The organism is Kitasatospora sp. NPDC093679, assembly GCF_040683455.1.
Classification (GTDB): Bacteria; Actinomycetota; Actinomycetes; order Streptomycetales; family Streptomycetaceae; genus Kitasatospora; species Kitasatospora arboriphila.
Genome location: NZ_JBFBDW010000019.1, coordinates 96,713 through 115,169, shown reverse-complemented (window position 1 = coordinate 115,169; position 18,457 = coordinate 96,713). Strand labels below are relative to the sequence as shown.

General features: G+C 75.5%; 15 protein-coding genes and 2 tRNA genes. 13 read left to right on the top strand and 4 right to left on the bottom strand.

Annotation, left to right across the window (positions count from 1 at the left end; all coding sequences use genetic code 11):
* Positions 1-114: 114 nt before the first annotated feature.
* Positions 115-1,503, top strand: a complete 1,389-nt coding sequence (locus tag AB0O09_RS18290; protein WP_363542660.1) for a tetratricopeptide repeat protein — start codon at positions 115-117, stop codon at positions 1,501-1,503.
* A 34-nt stretch (positions 1,504-1,537) separates the two neighbouring features.
* On the opposite strand, the gene AB0O09_RS18285 is transcribed toward AB0O09_RS18290, so the two are convergent.
* Positions 1,538-2,176: a histidine phosphatase family protein gene (locus tag AB0O09_RS18285; RefSeq protein ID WP_363542659.1), complete on the bottom strand. Its 639-nt coding sequence runs from the start codon at positions 2,174-2,176 to the stop codon at positions 1,538-1,540.
* A gap of 289 nt (positions 2,177-2,465) precedes the next feature.
* Between AB0O09_RS18285 and AB0O09_RS18280 the strand changes: the two genes are divergently transcribed.
* From AB0O09_RS18280 to AB0O09_RS18250, 7 genes are all read left to right on the top strand, one after another.
* Complete coding sequence (locus tag AB0O09_RS18280) at positions 2,466-3,665, top strand: hypothetical protein (RefSeq protein ID WP_363542657.1); 1,200 nt, start codon at positions 2,466-2,468, stop codon at positions 3,663-3,665.
* Between the two features lie 37 nt (positions 3,666-3,702).
* Positions 3,703-5,286: a hypothetical protein gene (locus AB0O09_RS18275; RefSeq protein WP_363542656.1), complete on the top strand. Its 1,584-nt coding sequence runs from the start codon at positions 3,703-3,705 to the stop codon at positions 5,284-5,286.
* Positions 5,287-5,294: 8 nt separating this feature from the next.
* The gene (locus AB0O09_RS18270; protein ID WP_363542654.1) at positions 5,295-6,647 is read left to right on the top strand and encodes an AAA family ATPase; all 1,353 of its coding nucleotides are present in this window, start codon (positions 5,295-5,297) and stop codon (positions 6,645-6,647) included.
* Positions 6,648-6,803: 156 nt separating this feature from the next.
* Entirely contained in the window at positions 6,804-7,205 is a 402-nt protein-coding gene (locus tag AB0O09_RS18265) for a hypothetical protein (RefSeq protein WP_344627640.1), read from the top strand.
* A gap of 133 nt (positions 7,206-7,338) precedes the next feature.
* Positions 7,339-7,935 carry a bifunctional DNA primase/polymerase gene (locus AB0O09_RS18260; protein WP_363542652.1) on the top strand — a complete coding sequence of 199 codons (597 nt, stop codon included), beginning with the start codon at positions 7,339-7,341 and terminating at the stop codon, positions 7,933-7,935.
* Between the two features lie 66 nt (positions 7,936-8,001).
* Positions 8,002-8,075: transfer RNA gene (locus tag AB0O09_RS18255), tRNA-Lys, on the top strand.
* An 80-nt stretch (positions 8,076-8,155) separates the two neighbouring features.
* Positions 8,156-8,497 (top strand): hypothetical protein, encoded by a 342-nt coding sequence (locus AB0O09_RS18250; RefSeq protein WP_363542651.1) that lies wholly within the window; start codon positions 8,156-8,158, stop codon positions 8,495-8,497.
* A 67-nt stretch (positions 8,498-8,564) separates the two neighbouring features.
* Here AB0O09_RS18250 and pgi read toward each other — a convergent pair whose 3' ends face one another.
* Together pgi and AB0O09_RS18240 are read right to left on the bottom strand one after the other, a co-directional pair.
* The gene (pgi, locus tag AB0O09_RS18245) at positions 8,565-10,226 is read right to left on the bottom strand and encodes a glucose-6-phosphate isomerase (protein ID WP_363542649.1); all 1,662 of its coding nucleotides are present in this window, start codon (positions 10,224-10,226) and stop codon (positions 8,565-8,567) included.
* A gap of 140 nt (positions 10,227-10,366) precedes the next feature.
* Positions 10,367-11,947 (bottom strand): Na+/H+ antiporter, encoded by a 1,581-nt coding sequence (locus tag AB0O09_RS18240; RefSeq protein WP_363542648.1) that lies wholly within the window; start codon positions 11,945-11,947, stop codon positions 10,367-10,369.
* A 144-nt stretch (positions 11,948-12,091) separates the two neighbouring features.
* On the opposite strand from AB0O09_RS18240, the gene AB0O09_RS18235 reads away from it, so the two are divergent.
* The 3 genes from AB0O09_RS18235 (at position 12,092) to AB0O09_RS18225 (ending at position 13,694) form a co-directional block, all read left to right on the top strand.
* On the top strand, positions 12,092-12,943 hold the full coding sequence (locus tag AB0O09_RS18235) for an alcohol dehydrogenase catalytic domain-containing protein (RefSeq protein ID WP_363542646.1): 852 nt from the start codon (positions 12,092-12,094) through the stop codon (positions 12,941-12,943).
* Positions 12,944-12,983: 40 nt separating this feature from the next.
* The gene (locus AB0O09_RS18230; RefSeq protein WP_363542645.1) at positions 12,984-13,556 is read left to right on the top strand and encodes a YdeI/OmpD-associated family protein; all 573 of its coding nucleotides are present in this window, start codon (positions 12,984-12,986) and stop codon (positions 13,554-13,556) included.
* 64 nt (positions 13,557-13,620) lie between these two features.
* Positions 13,621-13,694 (top strand) — tRNA-Lys (locus AB0O09_RS18225).
* A 79-nt stretch (positions 13,695-13,773) separates the two neighbouring features.
* On the opposite strand, the gene AB0O09_RS18220 is transcribed toward AB0O09_RS18225, so the two are convergent.
* Positions 13,774-14,598: a hypothetical protein gene (locus tag AB0O09_RS18220; RefSeq protein WP_363542643.1), complete on the bottom strand. Its 825-nt coding sequence runs from the start codon at positions 14,596-14,598 to the stop codon at positions 13,774-13,776.
* 253 nt (positions 14,599-14,851) lie between these two features.
* Between AB0O09_RS18220 and AB0O09_RS18215 the strand changes: the two genes are divergently transcribed.
* Positions 14,852-17,236, top strand: coding sequence for a transglycosylase domain-containing protein (locus tag AB0O09_RS18215; RefSeq protein ID WP_363542642.1), 2,385 nt, complete (start codon positions 14,852-14,854; stop codon positions 17,234-17,236).
* Positions 17,237-17,303: 67 nt separating this feature from the next.
* A complete protein-coding gene (locus AB0O09_RS18210) occupies positions 17,304-18,365 on the top strand; it encodes an EamA family transporter (protein ID WP_363542641.1) in 1,062 nt (353 codons plus the stop codon).
* The last annotated feature ends 92 nt before the right edge of the window (positions 18,366-18,457 follow it).

Sequence of the window (18,457 nt, the reverse complement as noted above, 5' to 3'; positions counted from 1 at the left end):
GCATCCGTGCGGTGACTGCCGGTACTGTCGTGGCGGCACCGAGCGGACCCTCCACCGGCCCGCAGGCGCGGCGTTCGCCGCGGCGCCACCCTGCACGACTCTCGGAGCGCAGCCATGGCAGCCAGGAGTCCCGGCGGGCCCAGGCCCGAGCCGGCCGTTCCCAACACCGTGATGCGCGAGCTGCGCGGCGACCTCTCCCCGGGGGAGTTCGCCACCGCGGTGCGCCGGGCAGCCCGGGAGATCGGCGAGCACGTGTCCTGCGACGCGCGCTACGTCGGCCGGGTCGAGTCGGGTGAGATCCGCTGCCCCAACTACGCCTACGAGCGGGTGTTCCGGCACATGTGGCCGGGCCGGTCGCTGGCCGACCTGGGCTTCGTGCCGCGGACGTCCGTCCGCGGCCGCCCTGCGGAGGCCGCGGTGCCGGCCGTGTCCGCTCCCGGCGTTCCGCACCACTGCGACGAGGAGAACGACGACGTGCACCGCCGTACGTTCCTGACCGGCGGCCCGACCGCCCTGGCGGCCGCCCTGGGCCTGGACGGCGCCGCTCCGGCCGCCGCCTTCGCCGGGCCGGCCGCCCTGCCCGTGCCCGCGCCCCGCCGGGTGGGTCAGGCCGAGATCGAGGGGGTCGAGCGGGCCGTCCGGGAGATCCGGCTGCTGGACGACGCGCAGGGTGCGGACGCCCTGTTCGAGCGGGCGGGGCAGTCGCTGCGCAGCGCGTACGTCCTGTTGAACGAGGGGACGTACTCGGCCTCGGCGGAGCGCAGGCTGCAGTCGGGCGCCGGTGAACTGGCGATCTCGGTGGGCTGGTTGGCGCACGACTCGAACCGGCTGGCGGACGCCAGGTCGTTCTACTCGGAGGCGCTGGCCACCGCGCGGATGGCGGGGGACGCGGCGCTGGAGGCGCACGTGTTCTGCAACAGCGCGTTCCTGGCGCGGGACGCCGGTCGGCCGCGGGAGGCGCTGCGGGCCGCCCAGGCGGGTCAGGCCGCGGCGAAGGGGCTCGGGTCGGCCCGGCTGCTGGCGCTGCTGTCGCTGCGCGAGGCGGGCGGCTGGGCGGTGCTGAGGGACCGTCCGTCCTGCGAGCGGGCGCTGGCGCGCGCGTCGGCGCTGTTCCAACGGGGGCCGTCGGAGGCGGACCCGGAGTGGATGTCCTTCTTCGGCGAGGCCGAGCTGGCCGGGCTGGAGGCGCAGTGCTGGTCGGCGCTGGGCGAGTGGGAGGTCGCCGGGCGGCGGGCGGAGCTGGCGATGGCGCTGCAGGAGCCGCAGTTCGTCCGCAACCGGGCGCTGTACACGGCGGAGCTGGCGCACGACCGGCTGGGCCTGGGCGACCTGGCGGGTGCGGCGGGGCACGGCTCGGCGGCGGTGGTGCTGCTCGGCGGTGTCCGCTCCGCGCGGATCCGGGCGATGCTGGCGGGCACCGCCGGGCGGCTGCGCGGGCACGGCGCGGTGCCGGAGGTGGCGGAGTTCCTGTCCGCGTACGACGGTGCGGTGGGGGCGGCCTGACGGTCCGTACGGGACGGACCGCCGGGTGCGGCCGTCAGCCGAGGTGGCTGTGGTCGTTCCAGATCTCGACGGCGGGCAGGCCGTACTCCCAGGAGAGCACCGAGAGGGCGGCGGTTCCGAGCTTGAAGCGCTGGGCGTTCTCGGGCGCCATGCCGAGCCAGCGCGCGGTGAGGATGCGCAGCAGGTGGCCGTGGGCGAAGAGCACCACGTCGCAGTCGGCGGCGTGCATGGTGGTGGTCTCGGGGTGGGGGACGCCGTGGGTGCCGTGGAGCTCTTCGAGGAAGCCGTCGACGCGGGCGGCGACCTCGGAGAGCTTCTCGCCGCCGGGGACGCCGTCGCGCCAGATCAGCCAGCCGGGCTGGTCGGTCTCGCGGATGTCGTGGCCGGTGCGGCCCTCGTACTGGCCGTAGTCCCACTCCAGGAGCTCGGGGCGGTCGACGGCGCGGGCGCCGAAGCCGGAGAGTTCGGCGGTCTCGCGGGCGCGGGAGAGCGGGCTGGTGTAGACGACGGCGTCGGTGAGGCCGTTCCAGGGGGCGCGGGCGAGCCGCTTGCCGAGGGCGCGCGCCATCGCGCGGCCCTCCTCGGTGAGGGGCACGTCGGTGCGGCCGGTGTGTTGGCCGGTGGCCGACCATGCGGTCTCGCCGTGGCGGACGAGCACGATGCGGGCGGGCATGGGTGGACTCCTCGCAGCAGGGTTCGCGGCGGCCTGCTCGCCATTGAGGGCCGGGTCACCATGATCCCGCACCCCGCGGCCGCCCGCCGGTGGGGGCCGTTCTGTCGCCCGCTCGCCTCCGGGCCCTCCTGACCCGGCGCCGACGGTCGTCGCTCCGTCGCTGCGCTCCCCCCCCGCCTCCCTTTCGGCACCGGTGGGCCTTCGGCTCGGGGCGGGGTGGGGCCGGGGCGGGCCGATCCGGAGGTCCCACCCCCGATTGTCGGTGGCGGATGCAACACTGGGCCGCACCATGAACGTCTCGCTCCTGGGGCAGTCAGAGCCGCTCGCGCAGCGGCTCTCCGAGCTGCGCGGCCGGGCGCCGCAGCGCAGTCTCGACGCCCGCGCCCTCGCCGCGCTCGCCGCCAATCCGGGCTGCCGCCGCCGCTCGCTGCTGGACGCCGCCGGCGTCGACAAGGGCGCCGTCGCCCGGCAGTTGGGGCGGCCGGCCCCGTTCGGCCAGTCCCCGTTCGCGCTCGCCCGCGGCAACGTCTTCGAGGCCCGGCTGAAGGACGACGGCTACGCGGCGCTGCTCGAACCGCTCCGCCGCCACCTCGGCCTGCCGGAGGAGAGCGGCACCCCGCTCGCCGTGCCGGACCTGCTGCGCCGCTCCTCGCCGGCCGTGCGCGCGGAGCGCACCCGGGAGGCGCTCGCCGAGGCGGCGGCCGACCCCGCGCTCTGGACGCTGCTGGACCACCCGATGCTCCGGCTGACGGTGGCCGGCAGCCCGGCCCACCTGGAGCCGGACGCGGTGCTGGTGCACGGCGGCCGCTGCACGGTGGTGGAGATCAAGTCCTTCCCGGTGCTGGACGGCTCCGCGGACCCGGCCAAGGTCGGCGCGGCGGCCCGCCAGGCGGCGGTGTACGTGCTGGCGCTGCAGGAGACGGCCGCGGCACTGGCCGGGGTGCCGGCCGAGTCGGACCCGTACCGCGCGCAGGAGCTGCCCGGCAGCCCGTCGACCACGGTGCTGCTGGTCTGCCCGAGGGACTTCTCCAACCGGCCGACCGCGGCCGCGGTGGACGTCCGCCGCGAGCTCGCGACCACCCGGCGCCAGCTGTCCCGGATGACCGGCATCGGGCAGCTGGTCGCCGCCCTGCCGGAGGGCACCAGCTTCGACCTGGCGCCGGACGAGGGCGGCGCGCCGACCCGGCCGGCCGAGGAGCTGGCGGCCGCGGTGGGCTCCGTCCCGGCCGCGTACAGCCCGGACTGCCTCTCCACCTGCGAGCTGGGCTTCCACTGCCGCGCCCAGGCCCGCTGCTCGGACGTGGTGGAGCAGCTGGGCCGCGGGGTGCGCGGCGAGCTCGGCTCGATCCGCACGGTCGGCGCGGCGCTGGCCGCCGCCGGCGCGGAGCCGGGCGGCCCGGCGGAGGACGCGGAGGTCGACGAGGCGTCCGCCCGGCTGCGGTACGCGGCCGCGCTGCGCGCCGAAGCCCTCGGGCAGGTGGTCCGGTGAGCCGCGCGGGCCGCGCGATCCGCCGGCGGTGGGCCCGGTGAGCCTGCTCTCCACCCTGGCCCGGCTGCAGGCCGTCCGCAGCGGGCGGGCCGAGCCGCTGGCGACGGTGCGCCACCGCCACGTGTCGGAGCGTCCGATGGTCGTGGTGCCGCTGGCCGCGGCGGGCGAGGCCGGCGCGCCGCTGGCGGTGATGCTGGGCACCGACCGGGCGGCCCCGCGGCTGCACATCGTGCCGCAGCCGCTCAACCGCGACCAGCGCTTCGACTTCCTGGCCCGCTTCGGCGCGGACCTGCTGCCGTACCTGGAGTCCTTCGCCGACGAGGTGGAGCACGTCGAGGGCACCGAGCGGGACGCGGAGACGGGTGAGAAGAACCCGGTGGTGCGGGAGCTGTGCGCCGACGCTCCGCAGCTGATCGTGCCGAACACCGGCTCGGTGCGGCACCTCGCGCTGATCGGCCGCTCCACGCGCTTCCGCCGCACCGCGGAGGACGTCGACCCGGGCCCCTACCCGGCGCCCACCCAGGTGCCGCTGCTGGGCCGCTGGCTGACCCACCTCACCGACCGTGCGCAGGTGCCCGGCTCCAGCCTGCTGCTGCCGATGACGGCGCTGCTCTCCCGGCACTGGGCGACCGGGCAGAGCCACCTCGAGGACCAGCACCTGGCCGCCCTGCTGGCCTGGCACCTGGCACCGGCCGGGCTGACCGGCGCGGAGGCCGCCGAGCGGGCCGAGAGCGAGCGGGACGTGCACGGGCAGCTGGTGCACCCGCCGGCCGGTCCGGCCACCGACCCGAAGTTCGACGAGCTGGTGCTGGCGCCGGCGATCGTCCGGCACGACGCGGCGCTGGCCGCGGCCCGGGCGGCCGCCCCCGCGGACGCCGCCCGGGCGGAGCTGGTGGTCAAGCGGGCCGCGGAGCAGCTGCACGGGGTGCTGGAGCAGGTGCTGCTGCCCACCTGGGCGGACGTCTGGCAGGGGCTCGACCTGCTGCGGGCGCTGCCGGAGGGCGGGCACGTCGCGGAGCGCTGGGAGGGCGACCGCTGGTCGTACACCGGCCACCGGGACCGGCTGGCCGCCGGCGAGCCGCCGCAGCCGAAGCAGGACGACGCGGTGACGGCCGCCCGCAAGCTGGCCCAGCGCGAGCGCGAGCAGGTCCGGCTGGAGGTGCAGGAGGCGCTGGACGACCCGCTGGCGATGGCCGAGCACCGGCTGACCGGCGAGGCGTTCGCGGGCGAGGTGGTCGCCGTGGTGCCGGAGTACGACACCTCGGGCCGGTCGGCGAAGCCGCGGCCGCTGCTGGTGGTGCACACCGCGGACCGTCCGCACGCGGACACCGGGCGGGAGGTGCACCGGGTCGGCGCGGCGACGCCGCAACGCGGGGTGGTCGCGGGCTTCGACCCGGACGGGGGCACCGTCACGGTGCGGGTGGTGTCCGGGATGGGCCGGCGCAAGGAGCCGGAGCCGGGCAGCCTGCCGGAGGTCGGCGAGCGGGTGGTGTTCACGCTCTTCGAGCTGACGCCCCGCCAGTCGGCGCCGCTGCCGGATCCGGAGGACACCCCGTGGACGCACGGCGGCCCTCCGGGTGCCGCTCCGATGTCGGCGAACAGTACGGAAGAGTGGGAATGACCGCGGGCATGACTGCCGATCAGGCGCCGGGCGCCGTCGCCGACGCCGCCGTGGCGGCGATCCTGGAGGCCGCGGTGCGGCCGGCACCGGGTGCGCCGCGCGGGGTGGTGGTGGACTCCCCGCCGGGCGCGGGCAAGTCGACGCTGGTGGTCCGCGCGGCGCGCGAGCTGGTGGCCTCCGGCGAGCGGCTGATGATCGTCGCGCAGACCAACAGCCAGGTCGACGACCTGGTGGACCGGCTGGCCGCCAAGGGGCCGGACCTCACCGTCGGCCGGCTGCACGCGGGCGACTCCCGGCCCGCGCCGGAGGCCCTGCGGCACGGCAACGTGACGGCCTCGGAGAAGGTCGCCGACCTGCTGGAGCACGACGTGGTGGTCTCCACGGCGGCGAAGTGGCAGTGGGTGCGCACCGAGGCGCCGTGGCGGCACGCGATCGTGGACGAGGCGTACCAGATGCGCTCGGACGCGCTGCTGGCAGTCGCCCGGCTGTTCGAGCGGGCGCTGTTCGTCGGCGACCCCGGCCAGCTGGACCCGTTCACCGTGGTCGGCACCGACCAGTGGGCCGGGCTGTCGTACGACCCGTCGAGCAGTGCGGTGGTGACGCTGCTCGCGCACAACCCGGCGATCCGGCCGCACCGGCTGCCGGTGTCCTGGCGGCTGCCGGCCTCGGCGGCGCCGCTGATCTCCGCGGCGTTCTACCCGTACACGCCGTTCCGGTCGGGGACGGGGCCGGGCGAGCGGCGGCTGGCGGCCTCCGTCCGGGCGGACGGCACGCCGGTGGACGCGGCGATCGACGAGGCGGTGGAGAGCGGCTGGGCGCTGCTGGAGCTGCCCGCGCGGCACACCGTGCGGACGGACCCGCAGGCGGTGGCGGCGGTGGCGGCGGTCGTCCGGCGGGTGCTGGACCGCGGGCTGACGGCGCACTCCGAGCAGGGGTCCGCCCCGGTCGCGCCGGGCCGGATCGCGGTGGGCACCGCGCACCGGGACCAGGCGGCGGCGGTGCGGCAGGCGCTGGCGGCGCTGGACGTGCCGGTGGACCCGGCGGCCGGTCCGGCGGTGACGGTGGACACCGCGAACCGGCTGCAGGGCCGCGAGTACGACGTCACGGTGGTGCTGCACCCGCTGTCGGGGCGGCCCGACGCGACGGCCTTCCACCTGGAGACCGGCCGGCTGTGCGTGCTGGCCTCGCGGCACCGGCACGCCTGCATCGTGGTGGCCCGGGCCGGCATCGCCGAGCTGCTCGACGAGCACCCCTCGACGGAGCCGGTGCAGCTGGGGGTGGCGGTGAAGTTCCCGGACGGCTGGGAGGCCAACCACGCCGTGCTGGCGCACCTGGCCTCGCACCGGGTGCCGCTGTCCTGACGGCGGACGCGGAAGGGTCGGGGGCGCACCACGGGTGACATGTGCGCCCCGACCGGGAATAGCGACCTGGTGCACACCGTTCCGCTACCGGCCGCCGCCGCGCGACAATGGACGACGGCCCTTTCCTGTCACCGGCGTCTCCGGAGGTGTCCGTCCATGCCCGATCCCCATGCACAGGCGTCCGACCAGAGCGGGGTCCCCGCGCAGGCCGCCCCGGGCCCGGGCACGCCTCCCGCACGCCGGCTGCGGCCGGCCCAGCTGCTCTTCGAGCCGCAGGCCGACGAGCCCGAGCAGGAGCGGTTCTTCGATCTGGAGTCCATCGAGGACCCGGCCGAACTGCTGCGCCGCTCGACCGAGTTGGCCCTGGCCTTCCGGGCCGCCGCGGAGCGCGCCACCGACTTCCAGGCGATCGCCGCCGCGCAGCTCGCAGACACCCGCCGCTTCGACGCGCTGAGCCCGGCGGAGATCGCCGCCCGCGCGGACTGGACGCCCGACTACGCGGTGCGGATGGTCGAGTACGGCCGCGGCCTGCAGAAGCAGCGCAGCGCGGAGCACTGACCGGGCCGCGGCGACGTCGCCGCACCGGGCCTCTGGCATATGCGGCCGGTAAGGGTACGCCGCGGCGCGGCGCGGTGTCCGGCGAACCCCGTTTTCCGCCCGTCCCGACGGCGGCGAGGTCCACGCTGCTGGGGTGGACATCTGGACGTATCAATCCGTGGAGTACGTCACCGTCGCCGGCGAGGCGTGGCTGGCCTCGGCCAGCGAGTACCCGCGCTCCATGCGGGCCCTGTGGGAGGCGCGCCCCTGGGCATCCAGCGTGCTGCCCTGCGGCCGCGCCTTCGACGTGATCAGCATGCCGTCGCTGTTCGGCCGGCGGGTGCTGGACGAACTGTGGTCCTCCGGCCCGGGCTGCGGCCCGGTCGCCGCCTTCCGCGGACGCACCCTGCTCTTCGTCCAGCCGGGCGCCGCGCCCCGCCTGCGCACCCTGCTCGCCTGGGAGGAGTGGGCGCGCGACGTCCCGCCGCTGCTCTGCCACGGCAAGGGCGACGCGGTGACCGTGCCGCCGGTGCAGCGGATGGTGGACGCCCCGGAGTCGCCCGGGCTCGGTGCCGGCCGCTGGATCGTCGCCCCGGACTCCCGCGAGCCGTGGCTGCCGGGGGCGGCCGTGGTGCTGTGGGCCTGTGTCCGGGCGGCGCGGGGCGAGGCCCGGGCGGCGGCCCTCCCGGCGCTCCCCCCGCAGGCGGCGGAGGAGCCCGCCGGGGTGCTGCACCCGGTTCCGTCGGCCTGAGCCCGCCCGGCGGTATTCGATTTTGGCTCCGCCCGGAGCCGCTGCTAGAGTCTTCCACGTCAGCAGGCGCCGCTAGCTCAGTTGGTTAGAGCAGCTGACTCTTAATCAGCGGGTCCGGGGTTCGAGTCCCTGGCGGCGCACAGACGGTCGAAGGCCTCTCGCGGAAGCGGGGGGCCTTCGGCGTTCCGTGGTACGTCCACGACTGCTAATCTCGCGGTCCATGGCGCCCGACGATCCCGCGCGCAGTACGCCGCCGGGCTGGGAGGAGTGGCTCCGCGCCGAGCTCGAGGGCCTGGAGGCGTCCGCGCTGCGCGCGCACCGGATCGCGGTGTGGCGCCACCGGCTGCTGGTGGCCCTGGCGGTGCTGGGCGGGGCGGCGCTGATCGTGCTGCTGGCCCTGCTCCCCGGGTCCGCGGAGCTCCGCCGCACGCCGGTGCCGCCGGGCCCGGCGACCGCCACCGGATCGCCGCACGCCTCGGCCGGGCCGACCTCGCCGCCCTCGTCCTGCTGCCCGTCGAACCTGCCCGGCGGCTGCCCGAACTGCTGGACGGCGGGCCGCTGACCGGCCGTCAGGGTGCCGGCACGGTGGCGGGGCCGCCCCGGCCGGGACGGCCCCGCCACCCGCGGGCTCAGCGGCCGCGCAGCGCGCGGTAGCGCGCGACCAGCTCGGCGGTGGAGCTGTCGAGCTTCTCGGTGCCCTCGCCGGTGAGCAGCACCGGCTCGATCCGCTTGGCCAGCACCTTGCCCAGCTCGACGCCCCACTGGTCGAAGGAGTCGATGTTCCAGATCGCGCCCTGGACGAACACCTTGTGCTCGTAGAGCGCGACCAGCTGGCCGAGCACCGACGGGGTGAGCTCGGCGGCCAGCACGGTGGTGGTGGGGTGGTTGCCGCGGAAGGTCTTGTGCGGCACCAGCTCGGCCGGCACGCCCTCGGCGGCGACCTCCTCGGCGGTCTTGCCGAAGGCCAGCGCCTGGGTCTGGGCGAAGAAGTTGGCCATCAGCAGGTCGTGCTGGGCGACCAGGCCGGGCAGCAGGCCCTCGACCGGCTTGGCGAAGCCGATGAAGTCGGCCGGGATCACCTTGGTGCCCTGGTGCAGCAGCTGGTAGTAGGCGTGCTGGCCGTTGGTGCCGGGGGTGCCCCAGACCACCGGGCCGGTCTGCCAGGTCACCGGGTTGCCCTCGCGGTCCACCGACTTGCCGTTGGACTCCATGTCCAGCTGCTGCAGGTAGGCGGTGAACTTGGACAGGTAGTGCGAGTACGGCAGCACCGCGTGCGACTGCGCGTCGAAGAAGTTGTTGTACCAGACGCCGAGCAGGCCGAGCAGCAGCGGGACGTTCTGCTCCGGCGGGGCGGTGCGGAAGTGCTCGTCGACCAGGTGGAAGCCGTCGAGCATCTCGCGGAACCGCTCCGGGCCGATGGCGATCATCAGGGAGAGGCCGATGGCGGAGTCGTACGAGTAGCGGCCGCCCACCCAGTCCCAGAACTCGAACATGTTGGCGGTGTCGATGCCGAAGTCGGCCACGCCCTGCGCGTTGGTGGAGAGCGCGACGAAGTGCTTGGCGACCGCGTCGGTGTCCGCACGCAGCTCGGTGAGCAGCCAGTTCCTGGCGGAGACGGCGTTGGTGACGGTCTCGATGGTGGTGAAGGTCTTCGACGCGACGATGAACAGCGTCTCGGCGGCGTCCAGGCCGACCAGCGCCTCGTTCAGGTCGGCGCCGTCCACGTTGGAGACGAAGCGGACGTCGATGCCGCGGTCGGTGAAGGAGCGCAGCGCCTCGTAGGCCATGGCGGGGCCGAGGTCGGAGCCGCCGATGCCGATGTTGACGACGGTGCGGATCCGCTTGCCGGTGTGGCCCGTCCACTCGCCGCTGCGGACGCGGTCGGCGAAGGCGGCCATCCTGTCGAGCACCGCGTGCACGGCGGGGACGACGTTCTCGCCGTCGACCTCGACCACGGCGTCGCGCGGGGCGCGCAGCGCGGTGTGCAGGACGGCGCGGTCCTCGGTGATGTTGATCTTCTCGCCGCGGAACATGGCGTCCCGCAGGGCGGCGACGCCGGTGGCGCCGGCGAGGTCGCGCAGCAGGGCGAGCGTCTCGTCGGTCACCAGCTGCTTGGAGTAGTCGACGTGCAGGTCGCCGACGGTCAGGGTGTACCGGCTGCCGCGCTCGGGGTCGGCGTCGAACAGCCCGCGCAGGTGCTGCTCGCCCAGCTCCTCGCGGTGCTTGGCCAGCGCGGCCCACTGGGGGGTTCGGTCCAGGGGGATGCGAGAGCCGGGGCGGTTCTCCGACATCGGTTGCTCCTTGAATCATCCGGATGCGTTACCTGCGGGGCCCGGCGGGAGGGTAGCGCGAGGTCCGGCGGCAGCGTGGTGCTTGGCGCCGACTCCGTTGACGGCCTTGCCCGCGGCCAGCCTATCCCCGGCCGGCCCGCTCACTTGCGCGCCGAGCGGAGGTCGAGCTCGCGCAACACCCGGTCGGCCATCCCGGGGTCGCCGCCCGGCTCCCCACGGGCCGTCAGCACCTCCCGGCGGGAGGCGGCGATCATCTCCTGCTCGACCTCGGCCGCCTGCCGCCAGCGGGCGAGGCGGCGCTTGGCCTCGGCGGCCTCGTCCTCCTCGTACCGCTCGGGGTAGAGCCGGGCGAGCCGGTCGTGCTGGCGTTCGCGGAGCCGGTCGACGAGTTCGGCGGGCAGCCTGCGTTCCTCCTCCAGTTCCTCCAGTCGGAGCAGTCCGGCCTTCGCGGCCCGCCAGCGCAGCACCCGCAGCGCCTCGTCGTGGACGTCGGGGTGGTCGCGCAGGGCGAGCAGCCGCACCAGCCAGGGCAGCGAGAGCCCCTGCACCAGGAGGGTGAAGAGCACCACGCAGAAGGCCACGAAGACGATCTCGCTGCGGGCCGGGAAGGCCCCGCCGCCGTGCACGGTGAGCGGCACCGCGAGGGCGAGCGCCACGGTGGCGACCCCGCGCATCCCGGACCACCAGAGCACCACGGTCTCGCGCCAGCTGATCGGGGTGTCCTCCTCGCCGTGGGTGAGCCGCTCGGAGATCCAGGCGGCGGGCAGCAGCCACAGCAGCCGGACGAGCACCACCGCGGCGATCACCCAGGCGGTGTCGCCGAGCATGCCGTGCCAGCTGGAGCGGACGTCGGCCAGCACGGTGCTCAGCTCCAGGCCGATCAGGCCGAAGGCCACGCCGGTGATCAGGATCTCGACGATCTCCCAGAAGGCGTTGCCGACCAGCCGGAAGGACACGTCGTCCGCGTCGGCGGCCCGGTCGGCGAGGTACAGCGCGCAGACCACCACGGCGAGCACGCCGGAGCCGTGCGCCTCCTCCGCGAGGGTGTAGGCGGCGAACGGGACGAGCAGGTTGAGCGCGACCTGCTGGGTGGGGTCGTCGAGGCGGCCGGCCAGCCAGGTGTTCAGCCAGCCCAGGGCGATCCCGAGGACGACCGCGACCACCGCGGACAGCACCAGGCGCAGCGCCGCGTCCGCGCCGGAGAAGTGGCCGCTGACCACCGCCTCGATGGCCAGCGAGTAGATGACGATCGCGGTGACGTCGTTGAACAGGCCCTCGCCCTCCAGCACCGCGACCAGGCGGCGCGGCAGGCCGATCGAGCCGGCCACCGCGACCGCCGCCACCGGGTCGGGCGGCGAGACGAGCGCGCCGAGCGCCACCGCCGCGGCGAGCGGCAGACCGGGCACCCGCCACTGGAAGACGGCCGCCACCACGGTCGTGGTGACGGCGACCAGGGCGACCGCCAGCAGCAGGATCGGCCGGACGTTGGCCCGGAAGTAGCGCACGGAGGAGCGACGGGCCACCGCGAAGATCAGCGGGGGAAGCACCAGCGGCAGGATGAAGTCCGGGTCGACCCGCACGTTGGGGATCTGCGGGACGAGCGCCATGGCCAGGCCGAGCAGGGTCATCAGCACCGGCTGCGGCACGTGGATGCGGCGGGCGAGCGGCATCGTCACCACGGACGCGAGGAGCACCAGGAACAGCAGCGACAGCTGGGCCACCCATCCACTCCCTGTCCGTACGCCCCGGTCCGTGCGACATGCGGTCCACTACCCCTCAGATCAGCATAAATGTGACTAAGCACCCGCCCGGAGCGGCTCGCCGGGCACGCGGACGGGAACGGGCACGGGAGCGGGAGGTGGCCGGTGCGGGCGTTGGAGTACCCGGGGCCGGACGGTGCGGCCGGCGCCCCGCGGACCGTCGAGACGGCGGTGCCGCGGGCCGGACCCGGGCAGGTCCTCGTCCGGGTGGAGGCCGCCGGACTGCCGCCGGCCGACGGTGCGCCGGCCGGGGTGCCGGGCACGGAGTTCGCCGGGGTGGTGGTGCAGCTCGGCCCGGGCACCTACGGCCTGGAGGTCGGCGACGAGGTGCTCGGGCACTGCCCGTCCGGCGCCTGCGCCGAGTACGCCGCCGCCGACGCCGACCGGGTGGCGCACCGGCCCGCCGCCCTGCCCTGGGCCGAGGCTGCGCTGCTGCCCGTCACCGCGGCGGGCGTGCGGGCCGCCCTCGACCGGCTCGGGGTGCGACGCGGCCGGACCCTGCTGGTGCACGGCGCCGGTGCGGCGGCCGGGCGGGCCGCGGTCGCGCTCGCGCTGCGCCGCGGCGCAGCGGTGGTCGCGGTGGCCGCCGAACGGGAGCACGCCGCGCTGCGCGAGGCCGGCGCGGTGCCGATCGGCTACGGCGCGCAGCTGGCCGAACGCGCCCGGGCGGCCGCCCCGCAGGGCGTGGACGCCGTGCTGGACGCCGTCGGCCCGGGCACCGCCCCGCTCTGGCCGGAGCTGGCCGGCGGCCCGGACCGGGTGGCCTCGCCGGTGCCGCCGCCGGGCGGCCGGACGGTCGGCGCCGCCGAGTCCGCCGAGCTCGGCGAACTGGTGGAGCTGTGGGAGGAGGGCGCCTTCCGGCTGGTGCCGGACGCCGTCCTCGGGCTGGAGGAGGCGGCGGCCCACCGGCCGCCGCCGGGCGGCGGGACGCTCGCGGTGGTCGCCCCCCGGAGCTGATCCCGTCTCACCTGTCGGTGGCCCGTGGTTCACTGCGGACATGGCCGACCCGCAGGACACGCTCGCCTTCGACTCCGCCGAGGAGTTCGAGGCCTGGCTCGACGCGCACCACGACACCTCCCCCGGGATCTGGCTGAAGCTCCGGAAGAAAGCTCCCGGCGTGGTGTCGCTGGACTACCCCGGGGCGTTGGACGCCGCCCTCTGCTTCGGCTGGATCGACGGGCAGAAGCGCTCCTTCGACGAGCAGCACTGGCTGCAGCGGTTCACGCCGCGCACGGCCCGCAGCCGCTGGTCCAAGATCAATCGGGAGAAGGCGGAGTCGCTCGCCGCCGCCGGCCGGATGCGCCCGGCCGGTCTCGCCGAGGTCGAACGCGCCCGGGCGGACGGCCGCTGGGAGGCCGCCTACGACAGCCCCCGCTCGGCGACGGTGCCGGACGACCTGGCCGCGGCCCTGGCCGCCGTGCCCGCCGCGGCGGAGAACTTCGCCGCGTTGGACGGCACCAACCGGTATTCGATCCTCCACCGGGTGCAGGAGGCCAAGCGGCCGGAGACCCGCGCCCGCCGCATCGAGAAGTTCGTGGCCATGCTGGCCGCCGGGGAGAAGCCGCACTGAACGGCAGGTGGATACGGATGTGCGTCCGACCTGCGGGAGCGTGTATTGTTCTCCACGTCAGCAGGCGCCGCTAGCTCAGTTGGTTAGAGCAGCTGACTCTTAATCAGCGGGTCCGGGGTTCGAGTCCCTGGCGGCGCACAGACGGTCGAAGGCCCCTCGCGGGAGCGGGGGGCCTTCGACGTTCCCGGGACCGGACCGGCCGTCCGGGCCGTCCGGGTCAGCGGCGCAGCAGGCGGTGCAGGGAGTCCTTCATCGCGGCCGTGAAGGACTCGCGCTGCCCGGCCTCCAGGAGGTCGAGCGAGAGGTACGGGTTGAGGTCCTCCAGCTCGACCAGCAGCAGCTCGCCGTCGGCGGTGCGGCAGGCGTCGACGCGCTGGATGCCGTGGTCGAGGGTGTTCCAGTCCACGAAGTGCTGGGCGAAGGCGAGGTCCTCCGCGCTCGGGCGGTAGGGCGCGAGCTGCCAGCGGACGTCCTTGTCCGGGGTGTGCAGGGCGTACTGGAACTCCCGGTCGACGAAGTAGAAGGACACCTCGTAGCGGAAGTCGATCCGGGGCTGGACGAGCATGCCGCCGGCCGCGGCGATCCCGGCGATCCGGTCCGGGCCGACGACCTCCAGGCCGATGGAGTCGGCGCCGAGCTTGGGCTTGGCCACGTACTCGGCGGCGTCGGGGAGGCGGCCCAGGTCGTCCGGGGCCTCCGCGGTCGGGATGACCGGGTGGCCGCCGGCCGACAGGTCGAGCAGGTACTGCTTCCCGGCCATGTCCGCACGGCCGGTCAGCTCGTTGAACACACGGGTGCCGCGCCGCAGCGCCTCGGCCCGGAAGGCGTCGTACTGCTCCTGGTAGTGCAGCACCGGGCCGCTGTTGCGCACCACGACGCCGTCGAAGGAGTCCATCAGGCCGGCCGCATCCAGCGGGTGGCACAGGGCGACGGCGAAGTCGGTGCGCAGCGCGGCGGAGAGGTGGGTGTCCTCGTCGCCGTAGCGCCGGCCGCGGGCCGGGTAGGTGAGGTCGGTCACGTACAGGATGCTCGGGCGGGCCATGGTGCTCCTCGTGCGGGCGGGTCCGGGCACCCTACCCGCCGCGTCGTGGCGGGGCCGTGGGCGAGGCGGGCACCCGGAACGGCGCGGGTCGGCACGGTCGGGTCGGCGCGGCGGCGGCCGCGAGGTGAGGGAACGGTAAGGAAAAATGGGACATAAGTCCCTAACGCCTGACAAGTCGATCAGGCAGGGTGGGACGGTCCATGCCGTCCGACGGGTGAGCGACCTTTGCGGGGCTCGCAGGAAGGGAATTCCGGTGCCCCGTACTTCGCAGCAGAGCGGTCCCGGCGCGCCCCGCGGACGGTGGTCCGGCCGCCGGACGGCGCAGCGGCGCACCGGCTGGCGGCGGCTGGTCCCGACCTGGCGGGCGGCGCTGGCCGGCTCGGTGACGGCGGTGCTGCTCGCGGCCGGCCTGTTCGCAGTGGGGTTGGCCCTGGTGCAGGTGCCGGACGCGCACGCCGCCGCGACGGCGCAGAGCAACACCTGGCTGTACTCCGACGGCACGCTGATCGCCCGGACCGGCCAGACCAACCGGCAGAACGTGCCGCTCGACCGGATCTCCCCCGCCGCCCGGCACGCCGCCCTGGCCGCCGAGGACCGCAACTTCTACCACGAGGGCGCCGTCAACCTGCAGGGCCTGACCCGGGCCGCGTTCAACACCGCGACCGGCAAGGCCACCCAGGGCGGCTCGACGATCACCCAGCAGTACGTCAAGAACACCTACCTCAGCCAGAAGCAGAGCGTCACCCGCAAGGTGAAGGAGCTCTTCATCGCGATCAAGGTGGACGCGACGGAGAGCAAGGACGACGTCCTCGCCGGGTACCTCAACACCGCGTACTACGGGCGCGGCGCCTACGGCGTCCAGGCCGCCGCCCAGGCCTACTTCGGCATCGACGCGGACCGGCTGGACGCCGCCCAGGGCGCCTACCTGGCCGCGCTGCTGAACGCGCCCAGCGCCTACGACGTCGCCACCGCCACCCCGCAGGGCAAGCAGAACGCGACGAACCGCTGGAACTACGTGCTGGACGGCATGGTGCAGGAGCACTGGCTGTCCGCCGACGAGCGGGCCGCCGTCCGGTTCCCCGAGGTGAAGGAGCCCAGGAGCGCGCCCGGCCTCTCCGGGCAGGCCGGCTACCTGGTCTCCGCCGCCACCGACTACCTGACCTCGCAGCACGTCCTGACCGACGCCCAGCTGGCCCAGGGCGGCTACACCGTCACCCTGACCGTGGACGCCGAGCGGGAGCGGCAGCTGCAGGCCGCCGTCCGCAGCCAGCTCACCGGCGACCTCGACCCGGCGAAGCGCAAGAAGGACGCCGACGCCCAGGCGGGCGCCGTCTCGCTGGACCCGAAGACCGGGGCGGTGCTCGCGCTGTACGGCGGCAGCGACGCCACCCGGCACTGGATCGACAACGCGACCCGGCAGGACTACCAGGCCGGCTCCACCTTCAAGGCGATCGCGCTGGCCGCCGCGATGGACAGCGAGGCCCGCACCCAGGCCGGCCGCCGGATCACCGCCGACACCGTGTACGACGGCACCAGCGGACGGGCCGTCCGCGGCGGCACCGGCACCCCGTACGCCCCGCCGAACGAGGGCGGCAAGGACTACGGGCAGATCACCCTGCAGCAGGCCACCGACTGGTCGGTCAACTCGGTCTACGCGCAGCTCGCGCAGGACACCGGGCTGGAGACCGTCCGGAGGACCGCCGTCGCGCTCGGCCTGCCCGCCGACACCCCGGGGCTGTCCGCGGTGCCGTCCATCCCGCTCGGCGCGGCCACGCCCAGCGTGCTGCAGATGGCCGGGGTGTACGCGGCCCTCGACAACGACGGCAAGCAGATCACCCCGTGGCTGGTGAAGTCCGTCGGGGTGGAGGGCGAGCAGGTGCCGCTGCCCGCGCACAGCACCACCCAGGCGGTCAGCACCGAGGCGGCCCGGGCCACCACCGCGATGCTGCAGGGCGTCGTCGACGACCCGGGCGGCACCGGCCGGCGGGCCGGCGCCCTCGACCGGCCGGTCGCCGGCAAGACCGGCACCACCGACGACTCCCGGTCCGTCTGGTTCGTCGGTTACACCCCCGAGCTGGTGACGGCCGTCGCGCTCTTCGGCCAGGACCCGGCCACCGGCGCCCAGGTCACCCTGGACGGGGTCGGCGGCACCGGCGAGGCCGCGGGCGGCCGCTACCCCACCCTGATCTGGACCGCCTACATGAAGGCCGCGCTGTCCGGCGAGCCGGTCTCCGACTTCACGGCGCCGAAGCAGGTGCGCACCCGGCCGACCGGGTCCGCGCCGACCGGCAGCGCCTCCGCGACCCCGTCCACCGCCCCCTCCTCGCCGGCCTCCGGTGCGCCGGCCGAGGACGACGCCACCCGGCAGCCCGAGCGCCCCTGGGCGTCGCCGGGCGCCGCGCCGGGCGCGGGCCGCCCCGGGACGGGGAGCGGCTCCTCGGGCGGCGGGACGGGCCCGGACGGCACCGGTGGGGGCGGCCTGTTCGGCTACGGGTCCGGCACCGGGACGGGATCCGGCTCGGGCGGGACCGGGTCCGGTTCGGGCAGCGGCTCGGGCTCGGGCGGGACGAGCGGGACGGGGTCAGGTTCGGGGTCGGGGTCCGGCGGGACGGGCACCACGCCGGGCGGCTGGGGGTGACTCGCACAGGACCATCACGTGAGATGGCGCCTTACCAAGTACGTCCACGGACTGGCACAATGCGTCGGTGCGCAGCTCCTCCCCCACCCCGGCCCGCGGCATCGGCTCGCTCGGCCTCTCCCTCGCCCTGCTCTCGGCCTTCGCGTTCGGCGGCTCCGGCACCGCCGCGAAACCCCTGATCGAGGCCGGCCTCTCACCGCTGCACGTGGTGTGGCTGCGGGTGACCGGCGCCGCCGTGGTGCTGCTGCCGCTCGCCTACCGGCACCGGGACGCCGTCCGCCAGCGCCCGGGCCTGCTGCTCGGGTTCGGCCTGCTGGCCGTGGCCGGCGTGCAGGCCTGCTACTTCGCGGCGATCTCGCGCATCCCGGTCGGCGTCGCGCTGCTCATCGAGTACCTCGGCCCGCCGCTGCTGCTCGGCTACGTGAAGTTCGTGCAGCGCCGCCCGGTCTCCCGCGGGGCCGCGATCGGCGCCGGCGTCGCCGTCACCGGCCTGGCCTGCGTCGTCGAGGTCTGGAACGGGCTCTCCTTCGACGCGCTCGGCGTGGTCTTCGCCCTCGGCGCGGCCTGCTGCCAGGTCGGCTACTTCGTGCTCGCCGACGCCGGCCGCCGCGGCGACAAGCCGATCGACCCGATCGCGGTCAGCGCGTACGGCCTGCTCATCGGCGCCGTCGTGCTCACCGCCTTCACCCGGCCCTGGGAGGCGGACTGGAGCCTGCTCGGCGGCTCGGTCACCATGAACGGCCACAGCCTGCCCGCGGTGCTGCCGGCCGCCTGGATGGTGCTGGTCGCCACGGTGCTCGCCTATCTGACCGGTGTGGTCGCCGTCCAGCACCTGTCGCCGCCGATCGCCGGCGTGGTCGCCAACCTGGAGGCCGTGGTCGCGACCGTCCTCGCCTGGGTGCTGCTCGGCGAACACCTCGGCGCACCGCAGCTGTTCGGCGGCCTGCTGGTGCTGGCGGGCGCCTTCGCCGCCCAGACCAGCAAGTCCGGCGCCGAACCGGAGCGGACGGCGGCCTCGGGCGGCGGTGCCTCCGAGCGGGTCTGCGGTTCCGGCGGTTCGGGCGACGGCTTGGGCCGCGGCTCGGACGGCGAGGACGCCCCGCAGGACGTCGTCCGGGGATCCGCCTGACCGGCTGAGCGGGTGGGCCGGACCCGGCCGGGTCAGCGCCTGTCGGTCCGCGCCGGTCGATCTGCTCGATCCGGTCGGTCCGGTCGGTCCGG

Excerpts from the sequence above, each read along its gene's own strand:
- AB0O09_RS18290 (WP_363542660.1), top strand. The coding sequence starts at position 115 with ATGGCAGCCAGGAGTCCCGGCGGGCCCAGGCCCGAGCCGGCCGTTCCC.
- AB0O09_RS18285 (WP_363542659.1), bottom strand. The coding sequence starts at position 2,176 with ATGCCCGCCCGCATCGTGCTCGTCCGCCACGGCGAGACCGCATGGTCG.
- AB0O09_RS18280 (WP_363542657.1), top strand. The coding sequence starts at position 2,466 with ATGAACGTCTCGCTCCTGGGGCAGTCAGAGCCGCTCGCGCAGCGGCTC.
- AB0O09_RS18270 (WP_363542654.1), top strand. The coding sequence starts at position 5,295 with ATGACTGCCGATCAGGCGCCGGGCGCCGTCGCCGACGCCGCCGTGGCG.
- AB0O09_RS18265 (WP_344627640.1), top strand. The coding sequence starts at position 6,804 with ATGCCCGATCCCCATGCACAGGCGTCCGACCAGAGCGGGGTCCCCGCG.
- AB0O09_RS18250 (WP_363542651.1), top strand. The coding sequence starts at position 8,156 with ATGGCGCCCGACGATCCCGCGCGCAGTACGCCGCCGGGCTGGGAGGAG.
- pgi (WP_363542649.1), bottom strand. The coding sequence starts at position 10,226 with ATGTCGGAGAACCGCCCCGGCTCTCGCATCCCCCTGGACCGAACCCCC.
- AB0O09_RS18230 (WP_363542645.1), top strand. The coding sequence starts at position 12,984 with ATGGCCGACCCGCAGGACACGCTCGCCTTCGACTCCGCCGAGGAGTTC.
- AB0O09_RS18220 (WP_363542643.1), bottom strand. The coding sequence starts at position 14,598 with ATGGCCCGCCCGAGCATCCTGTACGTGACCGACCTCACCTACCCGGCC.